This is a genomic window from Seonamhaeicola sp. MEBiC01930, from assembly GCF_045277075.1.
Taxonomy (GTDB): domain Bacteria; phylum Bacteroidota; class Bacteroidia; order Flavobacteriales; family Flavobacteriaceae; genus Seonamhaeicola.
In genome coordinates, this window is sequence record NZ_CP104270.1 from 3,268,751 (window position 1) to 3,293,291 (window position 24,541).

At 33.2% G+C, this 24,541-nt stretch carries 12 protein-coding genes and 2 tRNA genes; 9 read left to right on the forward strand and 5 right to left on the reverse strand.

Going from position 1 to position 24,541, the window contains the following annotated elements; genetic code table 11:
- Positions 1–4: 4 nt before the first annotated feature.
- Both N1F78_RS14060 and N1F78_RS14065 read right to left on the reverse strand, forming a co-directional pair.
- Positions 5–1,882: a sodium:solute symporter family protein gene (locus N1F78_RS14060; protein ID WP_406683803.1), complete on the reverse strand. Its 1,878-nt coding sequence runs from the start codon at positions 1,880–1,882 to the stop codon at positions 5–7.
- On the reverse strand, positions 1,882–4,137 hold the full coding sequence (locus N1F78_RS14065; RefSeq protein ID WP_406683804.1) for a GH92 family glycosyl hydrolase: 2,256 nt from the start codon (positions 4,135–4,137) through the stop codon (positions 1,882–1,884). Before N1F78_RS14065 ends, N1F78_RS14060 begins: the two co-directional genes overlap by 1 nt.
- 114 nt (positions 4,138–4,251) lie before the next feature.
- Here N1F78_RS14065 and N1F78_RS14070 point away from each other — a divergent pair, with 114 nt between their 5' ends.
- On the forward strand, positions 4,252–5,307 hold the full coding sequence (locus tag N1F78_RS14070; RefSeq protein ID WP_406683805.1) for a sensor histidine kinase: 1,056 nt from the start codon (positions 4,252–4,254) through the stop codon (positions 5,305–5,307).
- A gap of 6 nt (positions 5,308–5,313) precedes the next feature.
- Positions 5,314–6,024: a LytR/AlgR family response regulator transcription factor gene (locus N1F78_RS14075; protein ID WP_406683806.1), complete on the forward strand. Its 711-nt coding sequence runs from the start codon at positions 5,314–5,316 to the stop codon at positions 6,022–6,024.
- Between the two features lie 32 nt (positions 6,025–6,056).
- On the opposite strand, the gene nagB is transcribed toward N1F78_RS14075, so the two are convergent.
- Complete coding sequence (gene nagB / locus N1F78_RS14080; protein WP_406683807.1) at positions 6,057–7,973, reverse strand: glucosamine-6-phosphate deaminase; 1,917 nt, start codon at positions 7,971–7,973, stop codon at positions 6,057–6,059.
- A 435-nt stretch (positions 7,974–8,408) separates the two neighbouring features.
- On the opposite strand from nagB, the gene N1F78_RS14085 reads away from it, so the two are divergent.
- The 7 genes from N1F78_RS14085 (at position 8,409) to N1F78_RS14115 (ending at position 24,252) form a co-directional block, all read left to right on the forward strand.
- Positions 8,409–11,723, forward strand: a complete 3,315-nt coding sequence (locus N1F78_RS14085) for a SusC/RagA family TonB-linked outer membrane protein (protein WP_406683808.1) — start codon at positions 8,409–8,411, stop codon at positions 11,721–11,723.
- 18 nt (positions 11,724–11,741) lie between these two features.
- A complete protein-coding gene (locus tag N1F78_RS14090; RefSeq protein ID WP_406683809.1) occupies positions 11,742–13,463 on the forward strand; it encodes a RagB/SusD family nutrient uptake outer membrane protein in 1,722 nt (573 codons plus the stop codon).
- A 409-nt stretch (positions 13,464–13,872) separates the two neighbouring features.
- Complete coding sequence (locus N1F78_RS14095; RefSeq protein ID WP_406683810.1) at positions 13,873–17,178, forward strand: SusC/RagA family TonB-linked outer membrane protein; 3,306 nt, start codon at positions 13,873–13,875, stop codon at positions 17,176–17,178.
- A 13-nt stretch (positions 17,179–17,191) separates the two neighbouring features.
- Entirely contained in the window at positions 17,192–18,889 is a 1,698-nt protein-coding gene (locus N1F78_RS14100; RefSeq protein ID WP_406683811.1) for a RagB/SusD family nutrient uptake outer membrane protein, read from the forward strand.
- A 245-nt stretch (positions 18,890–19,134) separates the two neighbouring features.
- A complete protein-coding gene (locus N1F78_RS14105; RefSeq protein WP_406683812.1) occupies positions 19,135–20,250 on the forward strand; it encodes a LamG-like jellyroll fold domain-containing protein in 1,116 nt (371 codons plus the stop codon).
- A gap of 157 nt (positions 20,251–20,407) precedes the next feature.
- Positions 20,408–21,511: a LamG-like jellyroll fold domain-containing protein gene (locus tag N1F78_RS14110; protein WP_406683813.1), complete on the forward strand. Its 1,104-nt coding sequence runs from the start codon at positions 20,408–20,410 to the stop codon at positions 21,509–21,511.
- Positions 21,512–21,708: 197 nt separating this feature from the next.
- Positions 21,709–24,252, forward strand: coding sequence for a T9SS type A sorting domain-containing protein (locus tag N1F78_RS14115; protein ID WP_406683814.1), 2,544 nt, complete (start codon positions 21,709–21,711; stop codon positions 24,250–24,252).
- 106 nt (positions 24,253–24,358) lie between these two features.
- Here the strand turns inward: N1F78_RS14115 and N1F78_RS14120 are convergent.
- Together N1F78_RS14120 and N1F78_RS14125 are read right to left on the reverse strand one after the other, a co-directional pair.
- Positions 24,359–24,433 (reverse strand) — tRNA-Pro (locus N1F78_RS14120).
- A 21-nt stretch (positions 24,434–24,454) separates the two neighbouring features.
- A tRNA-Ser gene (locus N1F78_RS14125) sits at positions 24,455–24,538 on the reverse strand.
- Positions 24,539–24,541: the final 3 nt, after the last annotated feature.

Here is a 24,541-nt window from a genome sequence, read left to right on the forward strand (position 1 = left end):
TAATTTAATTTGGGAGCTTTCTAACTTTATCTAACCATGTCTTTTTTAATATTGCAGATGTTACAATAAACACAGCTAAAGTTACTAATGTTTTTGGGTAATCTCTAATCATAAAATATATTGGTAATAATATCATACTAGACTGCCACACAATACCAATTGCACAGTTTAACATATCCATCCAAAAACCTTTATTTTTCTCAATAGAAGTATTTTCAATTTTTAATTCCCTATAAACTGGGTTCCACCACCCCCAAGGTCTTACGTTATGGTAAAACTCTTTTAAAGTTTTCATGTTAGTTGCTGGGGTTAAAAGCGTACCTAGAAAGGACCCCATAAGAGAAACTGAAAATATAATTGGGAATATGTAAATAGCTGGAACATGGGCTAATTCATACAGCCATGAACCTATTTCGAAATTAGCCTTGTTTTGATCTAACAAAAACTGTAATGTAGCTATAATCAACCCTGAAGTCATTCCCCAGAAATAGCCCCAACCGTTAAAACGCCACCATATCCATTTTAAAAAGTTTGAAGCAACATAACCGCCATAAAGTGCACTTGTAATCCATAGTGTAATGGAATTAATAGACTCTGCAAAAAAGCCCATTATAACACCCAAAATTACAATAGCAAATGAAGCTAAATGACTTGCTTTTATATAGTGTTTTGGTTCTGCTTTTGTTTTAAAATATTTTTTATAAATATCATTGACAATATACGCTGGACCAGAGTTTACAAACGCTGAAAATGTGGACATAAACGCGGCTAACAATCCAGCAAGCAATAATCCCTTTATACCTACAGGCACATGGTTATTAATAACATTTGGTAAAATAATTTCTAAATCTCCCAAACCTAAATCTGGTGATGCTGCCAAACTAGGACCAAGAAAAACTAAAGCAATAACTACTATGCCCCCAATAAGTAAATACCTTGGTATAAACAGAATTAAATTAGTAAAACCACTCATGAATGCCGCTTCTTTAACCGATCTGGTAGATAAAATACGCTGCATATCATAACTTGGAGTAGGACCAGCCACACTTGCAAAAAAACCTTTAAACAAGCACATACCTATAAAAGCACCAAACATTTTATAGCCTTGTGTATCCACAAGATTATTAAAGGCTTCAAACTTCCCTGTCCATGACCCTTCTAATGTATTGCCAAAGAAAATAGTGGCCCATTCTGTTGATATGGTATTGTTTATTTCAATATCAGATACAGCTATAAAAGCGTAAACTGCAATTAAAACACCAGCTATTACCATGATTACATATTGCAGCACTTCAGTAGCTACAACAGAAAACATACCTCCTTTAATAGTATAAATTGTGGTTAAAAATATAATAAGCAAAGCATAGCTCTGACTGGAGGTTAGTAAAACTGTATCGTTAATAACTAAGGTTGCATCCCAAGGTAAAATAATGGTCATGAATTTACCAACACCTTCAAAGAAATAGGCAATAAAACCTACAGAAGCTACTATTGCAAATACAGCAACTATTAAGTGTGAAGCTCTACCTGCGCTATCATCTCCAAAACGGGTTAATATCCATTCTGACCCAGTCATTATATTTGAGCGACGAATCCAAATAGCCAAAAAAACCATTATGAATACCTGATTCCAAATAGGCCACATCCACATAAACATAAAGCTTTTAGCTCCATAAAGAAACAAAAGGCCAACCATCCACGCTGTTCCGGAAACATCAAACATTCCAGAACCATTACTCAAGCCTAAATAATACCATTTTATGCTCTTACCTCCTAAGAAGTAAGAATTTAGTCCTTTTGATGCGCGTTTAGATACCCAAATACCAACACCTAGTGTTAACACTATATAAAGTACTATTATTAAAACATCAATAATATCCATTAATGCCTAGTTTTATTAGTTCCCCAGTTTTCATTTGGCTTGGCTCCCATAATAAAATGAAGTACTCCTCCATTCAATATTGTTTCATGCGAAATTGAAGTACTGTTAAATGGTTTGCCATTTAAAGTAGCAGATTGTATATATATGTTTTTGTTTGAAACATCCTCGGCCTCAATAACAAATGATTCAACCTCAGAAATTTTAAAAACAGACTTTTCAAAAATTGGGCTTCCAATTTCGTATTCCGCAGAAGCCGGATTCATTGGGTAAAGTCCCATTGAACTTAACACATACCAAGCACTCATTTGCCCACAATCTTCATTACCACTTAATCCATTTGGTGTGGTATTGTATTGCGAATCTAAAATATGTCTTGACCAATATTGTGTTTTCCAAGGTTTACCTGCATGATTAAACATAAATGCGATGTGATGACTGGGTTCATTTCCATGTGCATATTGCCCAATTAAACCGGAAATATCTGCAGACACATTGCTACCTGTAATTTCTGAACTTTCAGTAAATAATCGCTCTAATCTTTTTGTAAACACCTCATTCCCTCCATGTAAAATGGCTAAATCTTCAACAGCATGCGGTGTAAACCAACTATGCTGCCACGCATTACCTTCGGTATAATCGGTATGTTCTCTATGGTTTGAATATTTTGGATCAAAAGGTTCATGCCATGATTTACCATCTTCATATTTACCTCGCATAAAACCAGTTTTAACATCAAATAAATGTTGATATGCTTTAGAACGATTTAGAAAGAATTCATAATCATCATTTTTATTTAAAACTTTTGCCATTTGTGCAATACACCAATCATCATAAGCATACTCTAAGGTTATGGTTACCGATTCATCTAATAAGTTATATGGAACATAGCCGTGTTTTTTATAATGATTTAACCCTCGCTCATCTTGCATCATTGTAGTTTTCATAGCTTCATAAGCTTTTTCAACATCAAAACCTTTAATACCTTTTAGGTAAGCTTCTACAATTACTGGGATTGAATGATACCCTGTCATGGTATTGGTTTCGTTGGCGTAAAGTGTCCAAACAGGAAGTATGTTTTTAGTTTCATAATAAACTAACATAGAGTTTATTATATCTGAAACTTTATTTGGAGCAACCAGAGTAAGTAAAGGATGTTCTGCTCTAAATGTATCCCATAATGATAATGTAGAATAGGCAGTGTAGCCTTCAGCGGTTACTATACTATCGTTCTCCTTTCTAAATTGTCCGTTTTTATCACTGTAAGTTACTGGTGCCACTTGAGCATGGTACATAGCAGTATAAAAAATGGCCTTTAAGGAATCTACCTGAGTCTCAATAGTAATTTTAGATAAAGCTTCTTCCCAAGTTTCATTAGCTTGTTTTTTTACGGTTTCAAAAGCAAATTCTTCCTCTATATTGTGCTTAGCGTTTTCAATACTAACAGATGACAAGGCAACCTTTACAAGCAATTCATTATTATCATCCTTCTTAAAATATAATTGAGAAGCGGTTTTAATACCTTCTACAGCAGGCTTTTCAGTTATATTATTATCAACCACAAAATTATATCCAGTAATTGGTTTAGAAAACTTTGCCACAAAAAACACTTTCTGATTTTTTGCCCAACCTGTGCTGTATCTGTAGCCACTTAAAGTATACTCGTCTTCTAAATTAAGGGCTGTTTTCAATGGTTTATCCCAATTTATTCCGAAACCTAAATCTACCACTACAGATTGCTCATCTTCTTCTTTAAATGTATATTTATGATAGGCTGTTCTTAATGAAGAAGTCAATTCTACATTAATATTATGATCTTCTAGATAAACTTGATAATAACCCGGTTTGGCAGTTTCATTTTCATGTGAATACTTTGATTTATACTTTAGAGAATCTCTAGATTTTGGTGTAATTGATATATCAACCTCCTTATTTATAGGCATAATAATAATATCTGCTAAATCACCAATTCCTGTTCCACTTAAACTTAAATGACTGAATCCAACCGCTATTGAATCAGAATAGTGATATCCAGAGCACCAATCCCAACTACTAACACCATTTACTGGACTAACCTGAAGCATACCAAAAGGCACTGTAGCACCAGGATAAGTATGACCATGTCCACCTGTACCAATAAAAGGATTTACATGACCTGTTAATGATTCAAATGTTTTTTTTTCTTTCTTAACATTTTTGCTACAACTAGAAACAAAAATCACTAATAAAAAAAGCAGGGTAATGTTCTTCATAAACAACTTTAGTGTTAACTAATTTAAAAATTCATAAATTTAGCAAGTTTTGAAAGTAATTTAGACAGACGACATCTTAACGTAGCTAAACATCAAAAAAATCTTAAATTTTTCATAAAAATGGATTTCAAATCTAATCGCCTTTATAGAATATCTTTAAAGCATCATATCATTTTTTGGCTTATTTATTTTGTCATTACTGTTATTCGGTGGGGAGGAAATCATGGAGACTACCTATATTCATTAAAGACTACTTTAATGGGGTTTCCAATTCATATGTTTTTAGTTTATTTAAATATATATGTATTAATGCCCCAGTTTGCTTTTAAGAAAAAATACATCACCTATATAATTTTAATACTCTCGATCATATTAATTATGGTTGTAGCTAAATTTAATTTAACATACTACTTAGTTAGTACCAATGTTTGGCCAGAAGGAAGAGAAATAGACACCATTACTTTTGGTTATATTATTGATATGATGATTGGAGAAATTTATGTTATTACATTTGTGACAGCCATTAAAATTACTTCTGATTTTTTAAAAGAACATCAACGAGTTGCAAATCTTGAAAAGGCACAATTAGAAACAGAGTTATTATTTTTAAAAACACAAGTGTCTCCGCACTTCTTCTTTAACACGCTAAACAACATTTATTCCTTGGCAGTAGAAAAATCAAAGAAAACTCCAAAGATTATTTTAAAATTATCCGAATTAATGAGGTACTTGCTGTATGAAACCAAAAGCAAAAGGCAATCTTTAGAAAACGAAATTCTATGTATTCAAAATTATTTAGATTTAGAACGGGTAAGACATAGTGATGAATTAGAAATAGATATGTCTATATCAGGAGATATTCAAGGAAAGAAAATAGCTCCCATTTTATTGTTATCATTTATTGAAAATGCTTTTAAACATGGTGTACATAAAAATATTGGAGAAATAAAAATCACTATAGATTTTGTCATTAAAAAAGACTTTCTATATTTCACAATAATTAACCCTATGCCTAAATACTCTGAAACTATAGAGCCTATCAACAATCAATCTAGCGGGATTGGTTTAGAAAATGTTAAAAAAAGGCTTAAATTGGGTTATGAAGATGATGATTATAAATTAATTATTAGAAACAAAGACGATAATTTTATTGTAAAACTTAAAATAAAAGTATAAAGTATAATGAATGTAAAATGTTTAATAATTGATGATGAACCCTTAGCAATTAAGGTCATAAAAAACTATTTAGACCAAATAGATGATTTTGAAATTACCGAAACATTCAATAATGCTGTAGATGGTTTGAATTATTTAAAAAATCAAAATGTTGATGTAATATTTTTAGACATTAATATGCCCGTATTAGATGGTATAAATTTCATTAAAAGCTTAGAAAACCCACCACTTATCATTGTTACAAGTGCTTATGACGAATTTGCACTTGAAACTTATGAATTAGATGTTTTAGATTATTTAATTAAACCAATTGAGTTTCCGCGATTCATGAAGTCTATAAATAAGATAAATCGGAGACTTGAAAATAATAAAAAACTATACGAAGGCACTAAAGATCGTCCTTATATTTTTATTAAGATTGATAAAAAGAAAATGAAAAAGATTTTTTTAGATGAAATCTTAACTGCAGAGTCTTTAAAAGATTATTTAAAAATAAGCACTTTATCAGGAAAATTCATTATTCACAGCACACTATCAGATTTCACTAACCTTTTACCAAGTAATGAATTTATCAGAATTCACAGGTCTTATACTGTTGCAATTAATAAGATTGATGCGGTTGAAGGTAATAGTGTAGAAATAGAAGGGCTTAGGTATGTAATAGGAAGATCTTATATAGATGAGGTAAAACAAAAAATATTAAACTCCTCTATATAAGAATCAACTCTATTCCTACTATTAATCTAAATTTAATAATGATACCTTTTAAAGGCTTCTATGGCCTCATAATCAGCTAAACCAAGATTATTATATTTTTTAGCGGTCAATCTGTTTCTATCTTCAGCACGAACCCAAAATTCCCTACTATCATCTCCTTGAAACATTACGCCATCTTTTTGGGATTGATGACAAAAAATAGCATGTCTTTTTTTCAATACTTGATCTGGACTCATAGGAACAGCCATATCAATTTCATAAAGTTCCCATTCATGCCATGCTCCTCGGTATAACCAAACCCAACAATCATCCATATATTTATGTTGTTCATGATGCTTAAGTACTTCTAAAGCAGCAAATAGAGCATCCAAACAAACCTTATGCGTACCATGGGGATCGGCTAAATCTCCAGCAGCAAAAATTTGGTGCGGTTTAACTTTCTCTATTATACTACACATAATATTAATATCTGGTTCTGAAAGATTACTCTTTTTAATAGTTCCAGTTTCATAAAAAGGTAAATCCAAAAAGTGAACGTTTTCATCTTTTAAACCTAAATAGCGTGTGGCAGCTAGCGATTCACTTCTTCTAATAGATCCTTTTAATTTACGAACCTCAATCGAATCAACTTCATTACCCGATTTAGCCTTAAGGTTATCTATGATAACATTTGATTCTTTTGAGTTCATCACTTTTGAAACTTCAGCAAATTTTAATGCTTCCACATCTGAAACTGCTATATTCCCTGAGGTTTGATAAGCCACATGAACATCATGTCCTTGTTGAATCAATCTATCAAAAGTACCTCCCATAGAAATAACATCATCATCGGGATGTGGACTAAAAATTATAACTCTCTTTTTTTCTGGATCGGATCTTTCAGGACGATATGTGTCATCGGCATCTGGTTTACCTCCAGGCCAACCTGTAATAGTATGCTGCATTTTATTAAACATTTTTATGTTTAAATCATATGCAGTTCCTTCTAATGACAATAAATCTGACATTCCATTATCATTGTAATCCTTATCAGTTAATTTTAAAAAAGGTTTTTTGGTCAGTTCACTTAACCAAACAACGGCCTTAAGTTTAAGAGCTTCAGTCCAATCACATGCCTCTACTAACCAAGGGGTTTTAATTCTTGTAAGTTCAGATGAGGCATCAACATCTAAAACAAAAGTTGTATTATCATGGTCTTGTAAATATGTTGCGGGAACTTGTGATGATATATTTCCTTCAATAGTTTCTTTGAGAATACTTGCTTTACTTATACCCCATCCCATTAAAACAATTCTCTTTGCACTTCTCACCGTTCCTACCCCCATTGTTATTGCCTTTCTTGGAACATTATCAATTCCTAAAAATGAAGGTGCAGCATCAACTCGAGTTATATGATCTAAAGTAATACTTCTTGTACCTGAATTCAAATGGGAACCAGGTTCATTAAATCCAATATGACCTGTTCTTCCAATACCCAGCAATTGAAAATCTAAGCCACCATACGATTTAATTTTTGCCTCATAATCTATACAATATTGATATAAATCTTTATTGCTTACTGTTCCATTTGGAATATTAATATGTTCTGGAAGAATATCTACATGATTAAAAAGATGTTCATGCATAAAATAATGGTAACTTTGAATATTCTCTTTCTTCATCGGATAATATTCATCTAAATTAAATGTAACCACATTTTTAAAGCTTAAACCATCTTCCCTATGCATTCTTACCAATTCTTCATAAACCTTAATAGGAGACGATCCCGTTGCCAAACCTAAAATACAGTGTTTTTTTTCGGATTGCTTCCTCTTTATTAATTCTCCAATCTCTTGAGCTACAATAATTGAAGCTTTATCTGATGAATCAAAAATCACATTATGGATTTTTTCAAAACGAGTTTCTTCAAATTTACCTGGTTCTGAAAATTGTATAAGTTTGGTACTCATTTAAATGGTCTTTAAAATTTATTATGCTAAAATTAGATATTACGCATCCCTAGTCGCTAAATTTTCGACAAACAACTTCTGCTCTTAGATAAAAGATATTATTAGTTAAAATGAAATATTTAAAAACTTTATTCTGTAAAAAAACAATCAATAAATAAGGGGTTTAAGACAAGAATAGCTTGAGAAAAAAGATTTTTTTATTTATCGAAGAGCAGAAGTTGTTCGTCGAAATTTTTAATTTTTAAGAATAAGAAATATTTAAGTTTAATTAATTATTTTGAAAACATTAACAAATACTGCTTAATAAATAACAAAATATTAACTCAAATAATAATATATGATATAAATAAACTATTCTAAACTTAACAATTGTATTAACCTAAAGATAATAAACTAAGATCTTTAATTATTAATTAACTAATTAATTCGCATTTTATGAAAATTAAACTAAAACTAGCCTTTTTATCCATAAAAAGAAGGCATATAGTTCTCATCTCGAGAGCATTTGTTTTTCTATGTTTTACCACAACTTTTGGTTTATCACCAAATGCAAACATTACTATAGACAACATTACTAATAATTTACAACAAGAAATTAATGGTACTGTAAATGATGCCAACGGCATGCCATTAGCTGGTGCAACTGTTCTTGAAAAAGACACTACAAATGGAGCGCAAACAGACTTTGATGGGAATTTCACATTAAAATTAACATCCTCTAACCCAACTTTAATAGTTTCTTATTTAGGTTATCTTACTAAGGAAATAGCAATTGGTAACCAAACTAGTATAACTATTACCCTTGAGGAAGATGTTTCTCAATTAGAAGAAGTTGTAGTAGTAGGATATGGTACACAGAAAAAAGTAAACTTAACTGCTGCTGTATCTCAAATAGGGACTGAAGTTTTTGAAAACCGCCCTACAGCAAATGCATACAGATCATTACAAGGTTCTGTACCTGGTTTAGTTATTTCAAATTCTTCTTCTGGTGGAGAGCCAGGAGCTGGTTCAAATATTAATATTCGTGGTTTTATTACCAGTACATCTGAAAATGGGACTGTAGGTTCTATTGCAAATGCTGGTCCATTAGTATTAGTTGATGGTATAGAAATGGATTTAAATGATATTGACCCTGAAGATATAGAATCTGTATCTGTATTAAAAGATGCTGCTGCGGCATCAATTTATGGATCTCGTGCTGCTGGAGGAGCTGTATTAGTAACCACAAAAAGCGGTAAGAACTCAGATGGAAAAGTAAAAGTTACTTATAGCAATAATTTTTCATTTTCAAAACCAACTAAATGGCCAAAAAGTGCAAATGCTTTAGACTTTGCTTATACAGTTAATGATGCGCGTACTAATAATTTTCAAGGGATATGGCATACTGAAGAAGAATTGGGTTATATAGCAGCAAATTTAGCTAACCCAGGAAGTGCTCCAACTATAGTTGCAAATAATGCTGGAACAAATTGGGATTATGGTACTATTGGAATTCAAGGTACTGCTGCTACAAATTGGGATGAGATTATTTTAAAGGATTGGGCTGAAAGACGCAAACATAATTTAAGTTTAAGCGGAGGAAATGAAACAACCAATTATTATATATCTGCCGGTGCTTATGATGAAGGAGGTTTATTAGCTGTTGGAGATGAATCGTTTCAGCGTTATAATTTAGATGCTAAAATTGGTACAAAAGCTAATGATTGGTTAACCTTAGAATTATTAACAAAATTTAGAAAAAGTTATACTGATTTTCCTATTGAACCTAACACCAACACCTTGCAGTGGGTCAAAACTAGAATTTTTGATTTAATTACTAAAATAAAACCTACACTCCCTCAATATGACCCAATTTACGGTGAGGAATTAATCCAACACTCGTATTATCCATTTTGGAAGTATCAAAGAGCAAAAACAGAAAATAATCAACTTGTAATTATTCCTAAGATTATTATTGAGCCTATAAAAGATTTAGTCTTAACTGCTCAGTTTAATTACAAAAAAGATGACAATCTTCAAGAAAGAATAATTCTTGCAAATCAAGTTATAAGACCTGAGGGTCTTGTAGACAGAATTGCTCAAGAAAACACATCATACAGACCAACGTTTATTACTCGTGAATATTTTTCTCCTAATATTTATGCATCTTTTGACAAATCACTTGGTAATCACAACATAAACGCTACTGTTGGGTATCAAAGTGAGTTAAATCAATTTCATTCATTGGCAGCAAATACAGATTACCTAATTACAAATAATGTAATATCTTTAAACTCATCATTAGATGATGACCAACTTGTAGGAGAAACCATTTCACATTGGGCCATGCAGAGTGTTTTTAGTAGGTTTAGGTACAATTATAAAGAAAAATATCTGTTAGAGTTTAGCTACCGTAGAGATGGATCTTCAAGGTTTGCTCCAGATGATAGATGGGCAGGTTTTCCTAGTTATTCTGCTGGATACAATGTGGCAAAAGAAGATTTTTGGCCTTTTGAAGCTATTAATACGTTTAAATTAAGAGGATCTTATGGTACTTTAGGTAATCAGAATGTTCAAAATTATTTATACTTGTCATTAATTAATACAGGGGGTATAACTAGTTCATTATTTGATGGATCAAGAGAAACATTTTCGCAAACCCCAGGTCTGGAGTCTGAAAGTTTAACATGGGAACGTGTAAAGACTACAGATATAGGTTTTGATTTAGGTGCTTTTAATAATAAACTTAATTTAGGCTTCTCTTGGTATCGAACTGATATTGAAGATATGGCTGCCCAGGGATTAGACCTACCGACTCAATTAGGAACAACTTCTCCACAAACAAATATTGGAACATCTAGAGTTCAAGGTTGGGAAGTAGAAGCTAGTTGGAGACAAAAACTTGGTGATTTTGGTTATAATATTAGAGCTGTTTTAAGTGATTATAAAAGAACTATTGTTGAATATCCAAATGACGAATTATCATTAGCTCAGCCATATTACCCTGGGCAAGATTTAGGCGAAATTTGGGGTTACCAAACAGATGGATTATTTCAAACCAATGAAGAGGCTACTGAATATACAACAGCTGTAGATCAATCATTTATTAATGGGTTTGCCTATGTAGCAGGAGATTTAAAATATGTTGACCTTAATGGGAATGGAGAAATAGATAGAGGTACAAATGTTGTTGGTGACACAGGCGATTATCAAGTAATTGGTAACTCCACACCACGTTATCAATATTCAGTAAATCTTGGTTTAACATTTAGAAATTGGGATTTAAATGCCTTTATACAAGGTGTAGGTAAAAGAGATGTTTCTTTAGCCAACCTACAAGGTTTTAGAGGGCCTTCAAATGGTCCATTCCACTTCTTTGTTTGGGAAGGTCATTTAGATTATTTTAGGCCTGAAGATACCACTAACCCACTAGGGCCCAATTTAGATGCTTATTTTCCAAATCCTTATATGAATGGAGGGGGCAGAACTAATAAAAATTACAGACAGAATACCACCCATTTTTTACAAAGTGGTGCTTATATGAGGTTAAAAAGTTTACAAATAGGTTATACCATTCCTAAAGAAGTAACCAGTAAATACGGTATTAACAATTTTAGAATATTTGCAACTGGAGAAAACCTATTCACTAAAACAGATTTAATGTTTTATGACCCAGAAGCTTTATTAGGCATTGGTAATGGACTTACAGGAAGTGCACAAACTTACCCTTTATCAAAAGTGATTTCTATGGGAGTAAATCTATCATTCTAAATAAAAAATTAAAGAAACATGAAAAATATATTAAAATTATTTATTCTTAGCTTGGTAATATCCTTATCATCTTGTGAAGATTTTTTAGACAGAGCACCTTTAGATACGGTATCAGAAGCAGAGTTTTATAAAACTACAGCAGACATGAGAGCCGCCGTAAATGGATTTTACAGTGTTATTTCTGGTTGGCAACCATTAGGGGTAGGATTTAATATTCTACCAGATAGTTCTACAGATTTAGGTACTTCTCAAAGCCCAAGTAATAGACTTTTAGGAGTATATGATGTTGAAACATCAGCTAGTAATAATGTTTGGAGTTTTGATGAAGTTAGAGAAATAAACTGGTTTTTAGATCATATTGACCAAGCCGAAGGAGATGAAATGGCAATTAATCACTATATAGGTGAAGGTTATTTCTTTAGGGCTTTCTATTACTTTAATCTTTTAACAAGGTATGGAGATGTTCCTATTTTTGAGACCTATTTTGACAATACGGATACGGACATGGTTTTTAAAGCACGTGATCCTAGAAATGAAGTAGCTAATTTTATTATTTCAGATTTAGATACTGCTATTAGTTTATTACAATCATTTCCGAACACCCCAGGAGCTGGACCTCGAATTAATTTAGAAGTTGCACAATTATTTAAAGCTCGAGTAGCACTTTATGAAGGCACATGGGAAAGGTATCATAACGGTACTGTTTATGGAGTTGAAGGATCTGATGGGTCAAGTTTTTTACAAATTGCAGCAGATGCAGCAGAAGAAGTAATTAATGGTGGCGTTTTCTCATTACATAGTGATTATGAAACCTTATTTAATAAAGTTGGCCTAAGCGGTAATAGTGAAGTTATGTTATGGAGAGACTATAGTGTCACAGAAAGCCAAACTAATGTATTACAAATTTCTTGGCCAAATAGATGTGGCTACACAAGAGCTGCTGTACGAAGTTATCTATGTACAGATGGTAATCCTATCTCGGTAAGCCCATTATATCAAGGTGATCAAGACTTTAATACATTAGAAACAAATAGAGACCCTAGATTAGCAATGACGTTGATGACTCCAGGAGACCTTATTTTAGATGATTCTAATGACGCAAATGATATACTTTGGACTAATCCAGATTTTACGGGAGCAAATGCAGGAAATACAGGATACGAATCTCAGAAATATAGAAACCCTGTTATAGATGGATCAAACGATAATGATTTCTCTATAGTCACTTCTAGAATTTTTATGAGGTATGCTGAAGTTCTATTAATTTTTGCTGAAGCTAAAGCTGAATTAGGAACTATTACTCAAGCTGATTTAGATAAATCAATTAACCTATTACGAGCACGAGTAAGCATGCCAGGGATAACCTTAGGTGCTATTGCAACAGACCCTGATTGGCCTAATTACGGATATACACTAAATGATATTTTATATGAAATTAGAAGAGAGCGCTCTGTAGAATTAATGGCCGAAGGATTTAGAGCAAATGACTTCTACAGATGGAGAGCTCATAGTTTATTTGATGGAGATCAACCTAGAGGTGCATATTACAATGATCCAATTGTAAGTTCAGTTCTTGACTCAGGAAGTGTGATTTTAGATAATGATGGTTATATTTTACCTTTTGGAAGTTTAGGTAATTATAATTTTGATGAATCTAAAGCCTATTTACTTTCTATACCTTTAGATGAATTACAATTGAATCCTAACCTTACACAAAACCCAGGGTGGCCGTCGCAATAAAATAATATTTACTTGATATTGTTTTAGTTTTAAAATGTTCCTCAAAATTTATTATTTGGGGAACATTTTTATTTTGTTAATTAAATATTACTTTTAAACAATCTTGAAAACCGAAAGTGACTACCTAGCTTTTTCTTTGATTGGGTAGCAGAATAATTAATTAACTTGTCAAAATACAGTAATTTCAATCCTATCTTTTTTATCGATGCGTAGAGGTTAATGGTCGAAATTTTTAATTTTTATCAAATAGAAAGAAATAAGTTTAATAAAAATTTAAGTAAACATTAATTGATAACAAAACGTAACTTGGATTTTTAGTTATGATAAAGTAAACTATTTATAACCGAACAATTGTAAAATAACAAAGATTATAACCTAATCTTTATATTAAATAACTAACTCGCATTTTATGAAAAGTAAACTCAACCTTGTAGTTCTATCTCTAAAAAAATGGAACATAAATTTTGTATCGAGAGCATTTGTTTTTCTATGCTTTGCAACTACTTTTGGTTTTTCACCAAACTTAGATATTCCCATAGAAAATATAAATGTAATTTTACAGCAAGAAATTCATGGTACTGTAAAAGACTCAAATGGTATGCCTTTAGCTGGAGCTACAGTTCTTGAAAAAGGTACAACCAATGGAGCTCAGACAGATTTTGATGGCAATTTCACATTAAAATTAACATCTTCTAACCCAATTCTAGAGGTCTCTTATTTGGGTTACCTAACCAAAGAAATAGTTGTTAGAAATCAAATCGAAATAGCCATTGCTTTAGAAGAGGATGTTTCTCAATTAGAAGAGGTTGTTGTGGTAGGTTACGGTACGCAGAAAAAAGTAAACCTAACGGCAGCTGTTTCTCAAATTAGTAGTGAGGCATTTGAAAATAGACCAGTTGCGAACGCTATACAATCTTTGCAAGGCGCGGTTCCTGGCTTAGTAATTAGTAATACAGCTCTAGGGGGGCAACCTGGAGCAACCCCAGATATAAATATTCGTGGCTTTATCACCGCTGCCTCAGATGATGGGTCAATTGAAAATGCTGGTCCATTAGTATTAATTGATGGTATTGAAATGGGATTAGAAAATATTGACCCTGAAGATATAGAATCTGTATCGGTACTTAAAGATGCTGCCGCTGCTTCTATTTATGGTTCTCGTGCTGCTGGTGGTGCTATTTTAGTAACTACCAAAAGTGGTAAAGATATGGACGGGGGGGTTAGAGTTACTTATAGCAATAACTTTCAGTTTTCAAGACCTTCAAAATGGCAAGATTTTGCTAGCCCAATTAATTATGCCTATGCAGTACAAGATGCTAGACGTAACAATAACGAAGGAGATTATTGGACAGAAGAACAATATGGTTATATAATTCAAAATATGGCAAACCCTGGAAGTGCGCCATCTGGTATTGAAGATATTGATAATAATAACACTTGGAATGTTTCTGCTTTAGGTCAAGGTGCAACCTCTGCAACAGATTGGCAAGATTTTTTATTCAAGGATTTTGCTGAAAAACGCAAACATAATTTGAGCTTTTCAGGTGGCAACCAAAAGTTAAACTATTATTTCTCTACTGGAGCTTACCAAGAAGGCGGATTGTTGGTTCATGGTGATGAAGATTTTGAACGATATAATATCGATGCCAAATTTTCTGCAAAAGCCAATGATTGGCTTACCATAGAGTTTGTGTCCAAATTCTTAAAAAGCAACTCAAATTTCCCAGTTGGCATTAATAGAGGTACTGTAGAAAGAAATCAATCAAGAGTGCTAGACGCTCTTACAAAATTAAAACCCACATTACCAATAGTTGATGATTTAGGTAATCCATTACAACAAGCGTTTTATGCTTATTTTATAAATCAGCGCTATGAAACTGAAAACAACCAACTGGTATTATCACCAAGGTTTATTATAGAACCTATTGAAGATTTAAAATTCACTGCACAGCTTAATTATAGAAGGAATAATAATTTTCAATCAACTACACTACTTCCTACCGAGTTTACGTATCCAGACGAAACCACTTTTGAAGCTTTTTCACGAGGCAATTATTCCACTTCTGTTTATGCACCAACCTATATAAATAATGAGTATTTTTCCCCAAATTTATTTGCAACCTACGATAAGTCTATAAACAAGCATAACTTCCATGCAACTATTGGCTATCAAAGTGAAGCATATAATTTTGAGGCTATTTCCGCAAATGCAGAAGATTTATTTTCACCAAATTATATATCTATAAGTACATCACAATTACCAGATACTGGAGCTGTAGATGATGCACTATCTCATTGGGCTATACAAAGTGTTTTTAGTAGATTCAGGTATAATTATGACGAGAAGTATTTACTCGAATTTAGCTATAGGCGTGATGGTTCTTCTAGATTTGCCTCAGATGAAAGATGGGCCGGTTTTCCTTCTTATTCTGCGGGTTATAATGTAGCTAAAGAAGATTTTTGGCCATTTGAGTCTATTAACACTTTTAAGCTTAGAGGTTCTTATGGTACTTTAGGTAATCAAAATGTGAGCAACTACTTGTATATTTCTTCCATATCTGCTGATGGTCAAGGCTCTTTTTTAATTAATGGTAGCCAAGAGTCAATTGCTAATACTCCAGATATTGCAAGTCAAAGTTTAACCTGGGAACGTGTAAAAACTACCGATATCGGTTTTGATTTAGGAGCATATAACAACAAATTAAATTTAGGGTTTTCCTGGTATAGAACGGATGTAGAAGATATGGCAGGTCCTGCTTTAGATCTACCCAGTCAATTAGGAACCACTGCTCCACTAACCAATATAGGTACCTCTAGAATACAGGGCTGGGAATTAGAAACTTCTTGGAGACAACAATTAGGAGATTTTGGTTATAGTATTAGAGCTGTCTTGTCTGATTATAAACGCACCATTGTTGATTACCCTAATGAAACCAATGACTTGACACAATCTTATTATGTTGGACAAGATTTGGGTGAAATATGGGGATTAACATGGGATGGATGGCTTATGACGGATGATGAGTATGGTACTACTTATAATATCGACCAATCCTTTTTACCAAATTCAGGCACTTGGAATGCAGGAGATACTAAGTACAAAGATTTAAATGAAGATGGAGTTATAGATAGGGGTAATTGGGTTTTAGGTGACACAGGAGATTTTAGTAAAATTGGAAACTCTACACCTCGCTATCAATATTCATTTAATATTGGTTTAAACTACAAAAATTGGGATATGAACATGTTTATTCAGGGAGTAGGTAAAAGAGATGTTTTTGTATCTGGTCATCAAAGATTTAGAGGACCCGCTCAAGGAGAATTACATATGTTAGTCTATGAAGAGCATTTAGATTATTTCAGACCGGAGAATACTGATAGTCCCTTAGGCCCAAATACCGATGCTTATTTTCCAGCGCCATATTCCAACAATCCAGGAGCTAATAATAAGAATTACCGCTATGCAGTAGACCGTTATTTACAAAATGGAGCCTATGCCAGATTGAAGAATCTCCAAATTGGATTTACTATTCCTAAGAAGGTTACTAATAAATATAATATTAATAATTTTAGAATATTTATTGCTGCTGAAAATCTTCTTACCATTTCTGACATGTTGTTCTATGACCCTGAATTTGTAGCGGGTAGTTTTGGTAGCGCAGCAGCTTATCCATTATCATCAACAATTTCTACAGGAATTAATGTATCATTTTAAAAAAAATTGAATTATGAAAAATATATTTAAACTATTTATATTAAGTTTTATAATTTCTTTCAGTTCTTGTGAAGATTTTTTAGATAAAACCCCTTTAGATCAAGTTACAGAAGCTGAGTACTACTCTACCCCAGAAGAATTAAGAGTTGCTGTTAATACGCTTTATTCAGATTTACCCTCTTGGGCAAATGCAGGTACTGGTTCTTCTGCTTTGCCAGATAACGGAACTGATTTAGTAATGAACCAAACCCCAGCTGATAGGTTATTAGGTATTTACAATATCCCTACCGCTTCAACAGCTTCAATTTGGAGTTGGGATGAAATAAGAGAAGTTAACTGGTTTTTAGATCATACAGGACAAGCTTCTGGTGACCAAACAGATATAGATCAATATACTGGTGAAGGTTATTTTTTTAGAGCATACCACTACTTTAAATTATTAGTTGATTATGGTGATGTTCCTATTTTCCCTGAGTATTTTGACAATTCTGACGAAACCTATGTTTTTGCGTCTAGAGACCCTAGAAATGAAGTTGCTGACTTTATCCTTGCTGATTTAGATACTGCTATTTCATTATTAAAGTCCTTTCCAGATTTAGGCGATTGGCCTCGAATAAGTAAAGAAGCGGCACAATTGCTTAAGGCGAGAGTAGCTCTTTTTGAAGGTACTTGGGAAAAATACCATAGTGGTACCGATTTTGGTGTTACGGGTTCTGATGGAACATCTTACTTAGGAATTGCCGTTGATGCTTCTGAAAGCATTATTGATAGTGGTGTTTTTTCATTACATGATGATTATGAAACTTTATTTAATACTTCTGGATTAATTGGTAATAGCGAAATGATTTTATGGAGAGATTATGATTATGCTAATTTATCTATTGGAAATGACTTACAAGTGTCCTGGCCTAATGGTTGTTCCTATTCAAGGTTTGCAGTACGAAGCTACCTTTGTACGGATGGCGATCCTATTTCCGTAAGTCCATTATATGTTGGCGACCAAGATTTATCTACTATAGAAACTAACAGAGACCCAAGATTAGCAGCAACTATTATGGTTCCTGGAGATATAACAAGATTAGATAATGGTACTTATACCTATTGGACTGTTCCGTTCCTAGGTAATGCACAAGGGGGTTATGAATCTCAGAAATACAGAGATTACAATACTTATGCTGATCAGGCAAATGGTTACACCAGAAGTACTTCTAAAATAGCAATGCGTTACGCTGAGGCTTTATTAATATTTGCAGAAGCCAAGGCTGAATTAGGAACTATCACTCAAGCAGATTTAAGTAAGTCTGTGAACCTGTTACGGGCACGTGTAGGAATGCCAAATATGTCTATTAGTCCAACAACAGATCCTGATTGGCCAAATTATGGTTATACATTAACTCCTATTTTACAAGAAATACGAAGAGAACGTTCTGTTGAATTAATGGCAGAAGGCTATAGACTAAATGATTTATTACGTTGGAGAGCACATGAATTAATTAATGGTGATACGCCTTTAGGAGCCTATTATTATGATGGTATAGTTGAAAATGGCGTTGGAACAACCACTATATTGTTAGATGAAGATGATTATTTAGATCCTTATCAAGTTTTTATGGCTTTCGATTTTGATGAAACCAAAGCTTATCTTAAACCTCTTCCATTAGACGAACTTTCATTAAACCCTAACCTGACACAAAACCCGGGTTGGGAGTAATTTAGATTTTATAGTTATTATTGTTTTAATTTATTAAGAATGCTCTTATATAATCATTGTATTGTATACGAGCATTCTTTATTTAATTTCAGTCAATACCATATCTCTATAACCTAGAACAACAATTTTAACTAATTAAAAATTTGTTATTCAGGCAAGTACAACTGTTGTTCGTCTAAAAAATAGTTGCTAGACAGAGGTTTTTCAAGAAATTTAGGATAATTAATCCAATAAATACATTTTTTATGAATACAAAAATTACTTTTTTAAAAACGATGCTTTTTGTTTTTGCTATTGCAGGAAGCATAACTATTCAAGCACAACCCCCCCTTGTTCATTTAAAGTTTGAAAACAATTTAGATAATGATGGAAGTAGCGCTTTAACCTTTGCTGTTGAAGGTGCTAACAGTGCAGGGGTTTCAGTACCTTATTCCATGGGAACTATTACTTCTTTGCTTACTGGTGTAGGTGATGTACCTGGTAATATTGAAGGCACATACGCTATAAACTTTTCAGTTATTGGTGATGATACAGATCCTAATTATAATTTAATTCAAAATGGTGGTGGTTTTGATGCTCAAATTATAAGTAATGCCAACTTAGGTATTACTGGTAATAACGCACGATCTTTCTCTGCTTGGTTTAGATATGATGACAGGCTAAATACTACCAATGGAACGCATATGATAGTACATATTGGAAGTCCTGCAAATGGTGGTGGTTACCTTAGAAACACCTTACAGCATGCAGGAGCAAATAATAGAATTCAGTTTGGAATAGGAGGAGCTGCGGTACAATGGTATTATGGCTCTGATGGTGATAATATAGAAAGTACAGTAGAAGATGGTAATTGGCATCATGTAGCTGTTACTTATGCTGGTGGCACTGCTACAATAAAAGATGTTAAAATATATTTTGATGGTGCCGAAGTTACAACTGATGGAGCTGGTACTTCTGGTGTTGGTGATGATGCAATGGCCACTAGTGATGATAAAGTTCTTATTGGTTCTAGAAATAATGGTCAAAAATGGTTTGATGGTGGCGGAATTGATGACGTTAGAATTTTTAACGTAGAACTATCAGCAGCACAAGTTTTAGCACTTTACAATGAAAATGCACTTAATACAATTAATTTTGCTGCTGGCGAACTAAAGGCTTACCCAACTGTTGTTGAAGATTTTTTAAATATTCAAACAGCAAGCAAAGGTGAACTAAATATTAGTGTATTTGATATAACAGGAAAAAACATTAGTGAAAGCACTGGTAACTCTGTTGACATGCGCGGTTTAACTTCTGGGTTATATATAGTAAAAGTTAGAGAAGCTAATAAAGTAGCCAACTTAAAAATTCTTAAAAAGTAAAAAACTGTTAAATAACAGGGTTTCCAAAAATAATACTATAGTTTTTCACATGGTTCATTTATGATTCAATTATTTACAAGATAAAACTATAGTATTATTCTAAACAATGTGTTTTAACAGATCTTCAAAAAAGAAATATCAATAAAATTAGCTTGAAATGAATACAAAAAAAAAATATTTAAAGACTATGCTTTCTATATTTGCTATTATGGCATGTATAGCCTTACAAGCCCAAACACCTGTGGTACATTTAAAGTTTGAAAACAATTTAAATAACGATGGAAGTGGTGGTTTAACCTTTGAAGTTGGCGGTGCCAATAGTACTGGGGTTTCAGTTCCTTACTCTTCGGGTTCTATTGCTTCTTTACTATCTGGTGTGGGTAATGTAAATGGTAGTGCAGAGGGCACATATGCTATAAACTTTTCTGTTATTGGTGATGACACAGATCCAAATTATGCTTTAATTCAAAATGGAGGTTCTTATGATGCTCAAATTCAGAGTACTGGTAACTCAACTATTACAGGTAGCGATGCACGTACTGTATCTGCTTGGGTTAGATACGATGATAGACTAAATACTACAAATGGATCACATACTATAGTAAACATGGGAGACCCTCTTGCTCCAGGTGGTTCTTATGGAAGAACAACATTTACCTTTGCTGCTGCCAATAATGAAATTCAATTAGGTATTTCTGGGGCAAACCTTAAGCATTTTTATACAAATGGAGAAGGTCTTGAAAATGGTAGTTGGCATCATGTAGCTTATACTTATCCCACAGGTGGAATGGTAAGCGACATTGTATATTATGTAGATGGTGTTGCTGTTACTGACAATGACGCTGGAGGCGGTGGTAATGAAAATATTGTCCTAGCTACCACTGCAGATAAAATTTATATAGGCACTAGAGGAAATAATAGTACAAAATGGTTTGATGGTGGTGGAATAGACGATGTTAGAGTTTATGATGTTGCCCTTACACCTACACAAATGTTAGCTGTTTATAACGAAAATGCACTTAGCATTGCAGGTTTTGCTTATGGTGAGATTAAAGCTTACCCAACTGTAGTTGAAGATTTCTTAAATATTGAAACTGCTAGTAAAGGTGAACTAAATGTTAGCGTATTCGATATAACAGGAAAAGTTATTAGTGAAACCACTGGAAACTCTGTTGATATGCGAGCTTTAAATTCTGGAATTTACATTGTTAAAGTTAGAGAAGCTAATAAAGTTGCCAACTTAAAGATTCTTAAAAAATAGAATTAGGCTAGTAAGTAACTATTGATTCAAAAAATCAAATAATAAAAACCAGCCAAAATATTTTGGCTGGTTTTTTATTTATGTAGTATATATATAATATCAAACCACCTTTTCCACTAGGTCAACCACCTTATATATATATTATTTTAAATACTATTTCTTATTAAAAAGAACCTAAATCGTCAATCCTCTTTAAAATGAAAAAGAATAATTCAATCAATATAATAATATTAGCACTTTTACTAGTTGTATCATCCAATAGTTTAGGGCAAACGGAATTAGCTAGCTTTAATTATTTAAATAAACCCTCAGAAATTCATCCAGACGGTACTTTAGCTACTTCATCTCCTATTACCTTTGAAATAAGTAATTTCCCTACCGATGCAGATAATATCATACGTTTACGCCTATTCCGTTATCCTAATGCAGATCCGCTTACAGCATTTGATAATAATGGCGATGCAATTAATGATAATGTAAACTGGACTGGAAGTGATTCTAATAGAAAAATCAATATGTATTTAGGCTTATTAAATGATTCCGATGCAACAAATAGTTTTTATCGGACAGAAACTGTGACGCTTCCTAATGGAAGACTTACAAAAACCTATACCATTTTTAATGTTTCTGATGATTTAAATACCAATCCTGATGGCTCTGATATTCCAACTATACTTAATGGTGGACTTGAAGATGGTGAACACTACGCCCCTATAGTAATCATAGTCCATGCCAATGATCAACCAAGATATAATAATTCAGGTAATTTAGGTAATGGTAATGGTAATAACCCACTTTATGTAGACCAAGCAACTTTAGACCAAAGTCCTGATATTATTGCAACACACTTAACCTTTTCATACTATCCGCCAGAAGAAAATGCTACAACTGGAAATGGGCTGTTTCCACACATCACTGCAAACTCTGATATTGATTTATTAGGAAATGGATCTGGACAACAAAATCAAATTATAACATTTGATCCTATTAGTAGAAAAAGCACTAACGCTGCTCCTTTTGATGTCTCAGCCTCATCTACTTCTGGGTTAACAAATATCACTTACACAGTAGAATCTGGACCAGCAACAATAAATGGTAACACCGTTACATTAGATGATAACGCCGCTCATGAAGATGTAGTTACTTTAAAAGCGCATCAAGCAGGTAATGCCGAATTTCTAGAAGGAGAAGGCTTCATTCAATTTGAAATTGTAGATGTTAGTTTGTTCTCTCCTACTATATCCACCAGACTTACTGAAGATTACCCTTTAGAGATGCCTGCGCTTCATGCATATCCCATTTATATAACAACTTCTGTTGAAGAAGCAGATTTAATCTCAATTAACAGTATAGAAGTTACAGTAGATGGCACACCCTTAACAGTTGTTGGTGAAAACGGATTGCATTATGCACTGTGGACTCCAGATGACTATGGGTTTCACAATGTAAACATTATTGCTTATGGTTCTAATGGGGTTAATACAAACATTACAAAAAACATAGAAGTTACAGACAATATAAGCACTAGAAACGTGCCAACTATGAGTGATGTTGTGATTGAATTTAACACCGAAAATAGCCGTAATTTTTATGGCACATTTACAATGCCACAACATATAGGAAGCTACAATCAAATTATGGCTAACCTAGTTGTAGAATGTCCTTCAAATGATGGAGATTGTGATGATTGGGACCGTAGAGCATTTATAGATGTTAAAGGACCTGATGGTAACTGGATACAGATAATTCGATATATAACACCTTATGGTGTGGGGTGTAGTCACTCTATTGATTTAACAGATTATGCTAGCCTTCTTCAAGGAGAAGTAGAGTTTAGAATGTTTATTGATACTTGGGGAACAGGTGGTTGGCAAATATCATTAAACTTATCTTATCAACAAGGGACGCCTCAGTATTTGTACTCAAATGTTGATGAAGTTTGGGATGGTTTTTGGGACCTTGGAGATCCTAACAATCTACAACCTATTCCAGTAGAAAGCTATACCTACAAAACTAATGTAGTAAGCTCTCATATGCGTTTATCTAACACAGGACATGGATGGGGTAGCAATAATTCTCAAAATGCTGCTGAATTTTATAACGCAACAAATTATATCGATATTGATGGCGTTGAATATTACACGCAAAACTTATGGAACGATTGTAATCCAAACCCAGATAGTTGCACTGGACAGTTAGGTACTTGGACTTTTAGTAGAGCTGGATGGTGCCCTGGAACAATTGCGCCTCCCAACATTATTGATTTAACCTCACAAATAAGTAAAGGCAACGTAGATTTTAGATATAGATTAGACCCAACTTATGTTGATGAATGCCACCCAAATAATCCTAGCTGTATTACAGGTGTTACTTGCGATGATTGTAATGATGGTTTTAATCCAAGATATCATATTGATGCGCAACTTATCAATTTTAGTAATACACCATTAATTCAAGGAACCTTAAATGTTGAAGAAATAAATAATACCGCTAATTATGAGTTACGGGCATATCCAAACCCCTCCAATGGTGTTTTTAACATTTCAAGTGAAGGTTTAATAGGAAAGTCTATAATGCAAGTAGTATCTATTTCAGGGCAAATTTTAAGAACTTATGTTTTTGATTCTGCGGAAGAAATTAATAACACAACATTTGATTTTTCATCACTTGACAAGGGACTATATTTTATCTCTATTGATAACAATGCTGGCCATGGCAATTTAAAACTTGTACTTGACTAAACAATTTAAAGTTTCTGTTTGAAACAAATTACATTCTACCAATCAAAATATTGTTTAAAAACAAAAAAACCTGATAGTCAACTATGACCATCAGGTTTTTCTTTTGTCGGGGTGGCAGGATTCGAACCTGCGACCTCCGCGTCCCAAACGCGGCGCGATAACCGGGCTACGCTACACCCCGAATCTGGTTATCAAAAAATTGCGGAGAGACCGGGATTCGAACCCGGGCAGCACTTGCGCGCTGACAGATTAGCAATCTGCTCCATTACCACTCTGGCACCTCTCCTAT

Excerpts from the sequence above, each read along its gene's own strand:
- N1F78_RS14060 (WP_406683803.1), bottom strand. The coding sequence starts at position 1,882 with ATGGATATTATTGATGTTTTAATAATAGTACTTTATATAGTGTTAACA.
- N1F78_RS14070 (WP_406683805.1), top strand. The coding sequence starts at position 4,252 with ATGGATTTCAAATCTAATCGCCTTTATAGAATATCTTTAAAGCATCAT.
- N1F78_RS14075 (WP_406683806.1), top strand. The coding sequence starts at position 5,314 with ATGAATGTAAAATGTTTAATAATTGATGATGAACCCTTAGCAATTAAG.
- nagB (WP_406683807.1), bottom strand. The coding sequence starts at position 7,973 with ATGAGTACCAAACTTATACAATTTTCAGAACCAGGTAAATTTGAAGAA.
- N1F78_RS14085 (WP_406683808.1), top strand. The coding sequence starts at position 8,409 with ATGAAAATTAAACTAAAACTAGCCTTTTTATCCATAAAAAGAAGGCAT.
- N1F78_RS14090 (WP_406683809.1), top strand. The coding sequence starts at position 11,742 with ATGAAAAATATATTAAAATTATTTATTCTTAGCTTGGTAATATCCTTA.
- N1F78_RS14095 (WP_406683810.1), top strand. The coding sequence starts at position 13,873 with ATGAAAAGTAAACTCAACCTTGTAGTTCTATCTCTAAAAAAATGGAAC.
- N1F78_RS14100 (WP_406683811.1), top strand. The coding sequence starts at position 17,192 with ATGAAAAATATATTTAAACTATTTATATTAAGTTTTATAATTTCTTTC.
- N1F78_RS14105 (WP_406683812.1), top strand. The coding sequence starts at position 19,135 with ATGAATACAAAAATTACTTTTTTAAAAACGATGCTTTTTGTTTTTGCT.
- N1F78_RS14110 (WP_406683813.1), top strand. The coding sequence starts at position 20,408 with ATGAATACAAAAAAAAAATATTTAAAGACTATGCTTTCTATATTTGCT.
- N1F78_RS14115 (WP_406683814.1), top strand. The coding sequence starts at position 21,709 with ATGAAAAAGAATAATTCAATCAATATAATAATATTAGCACTTTTACTA.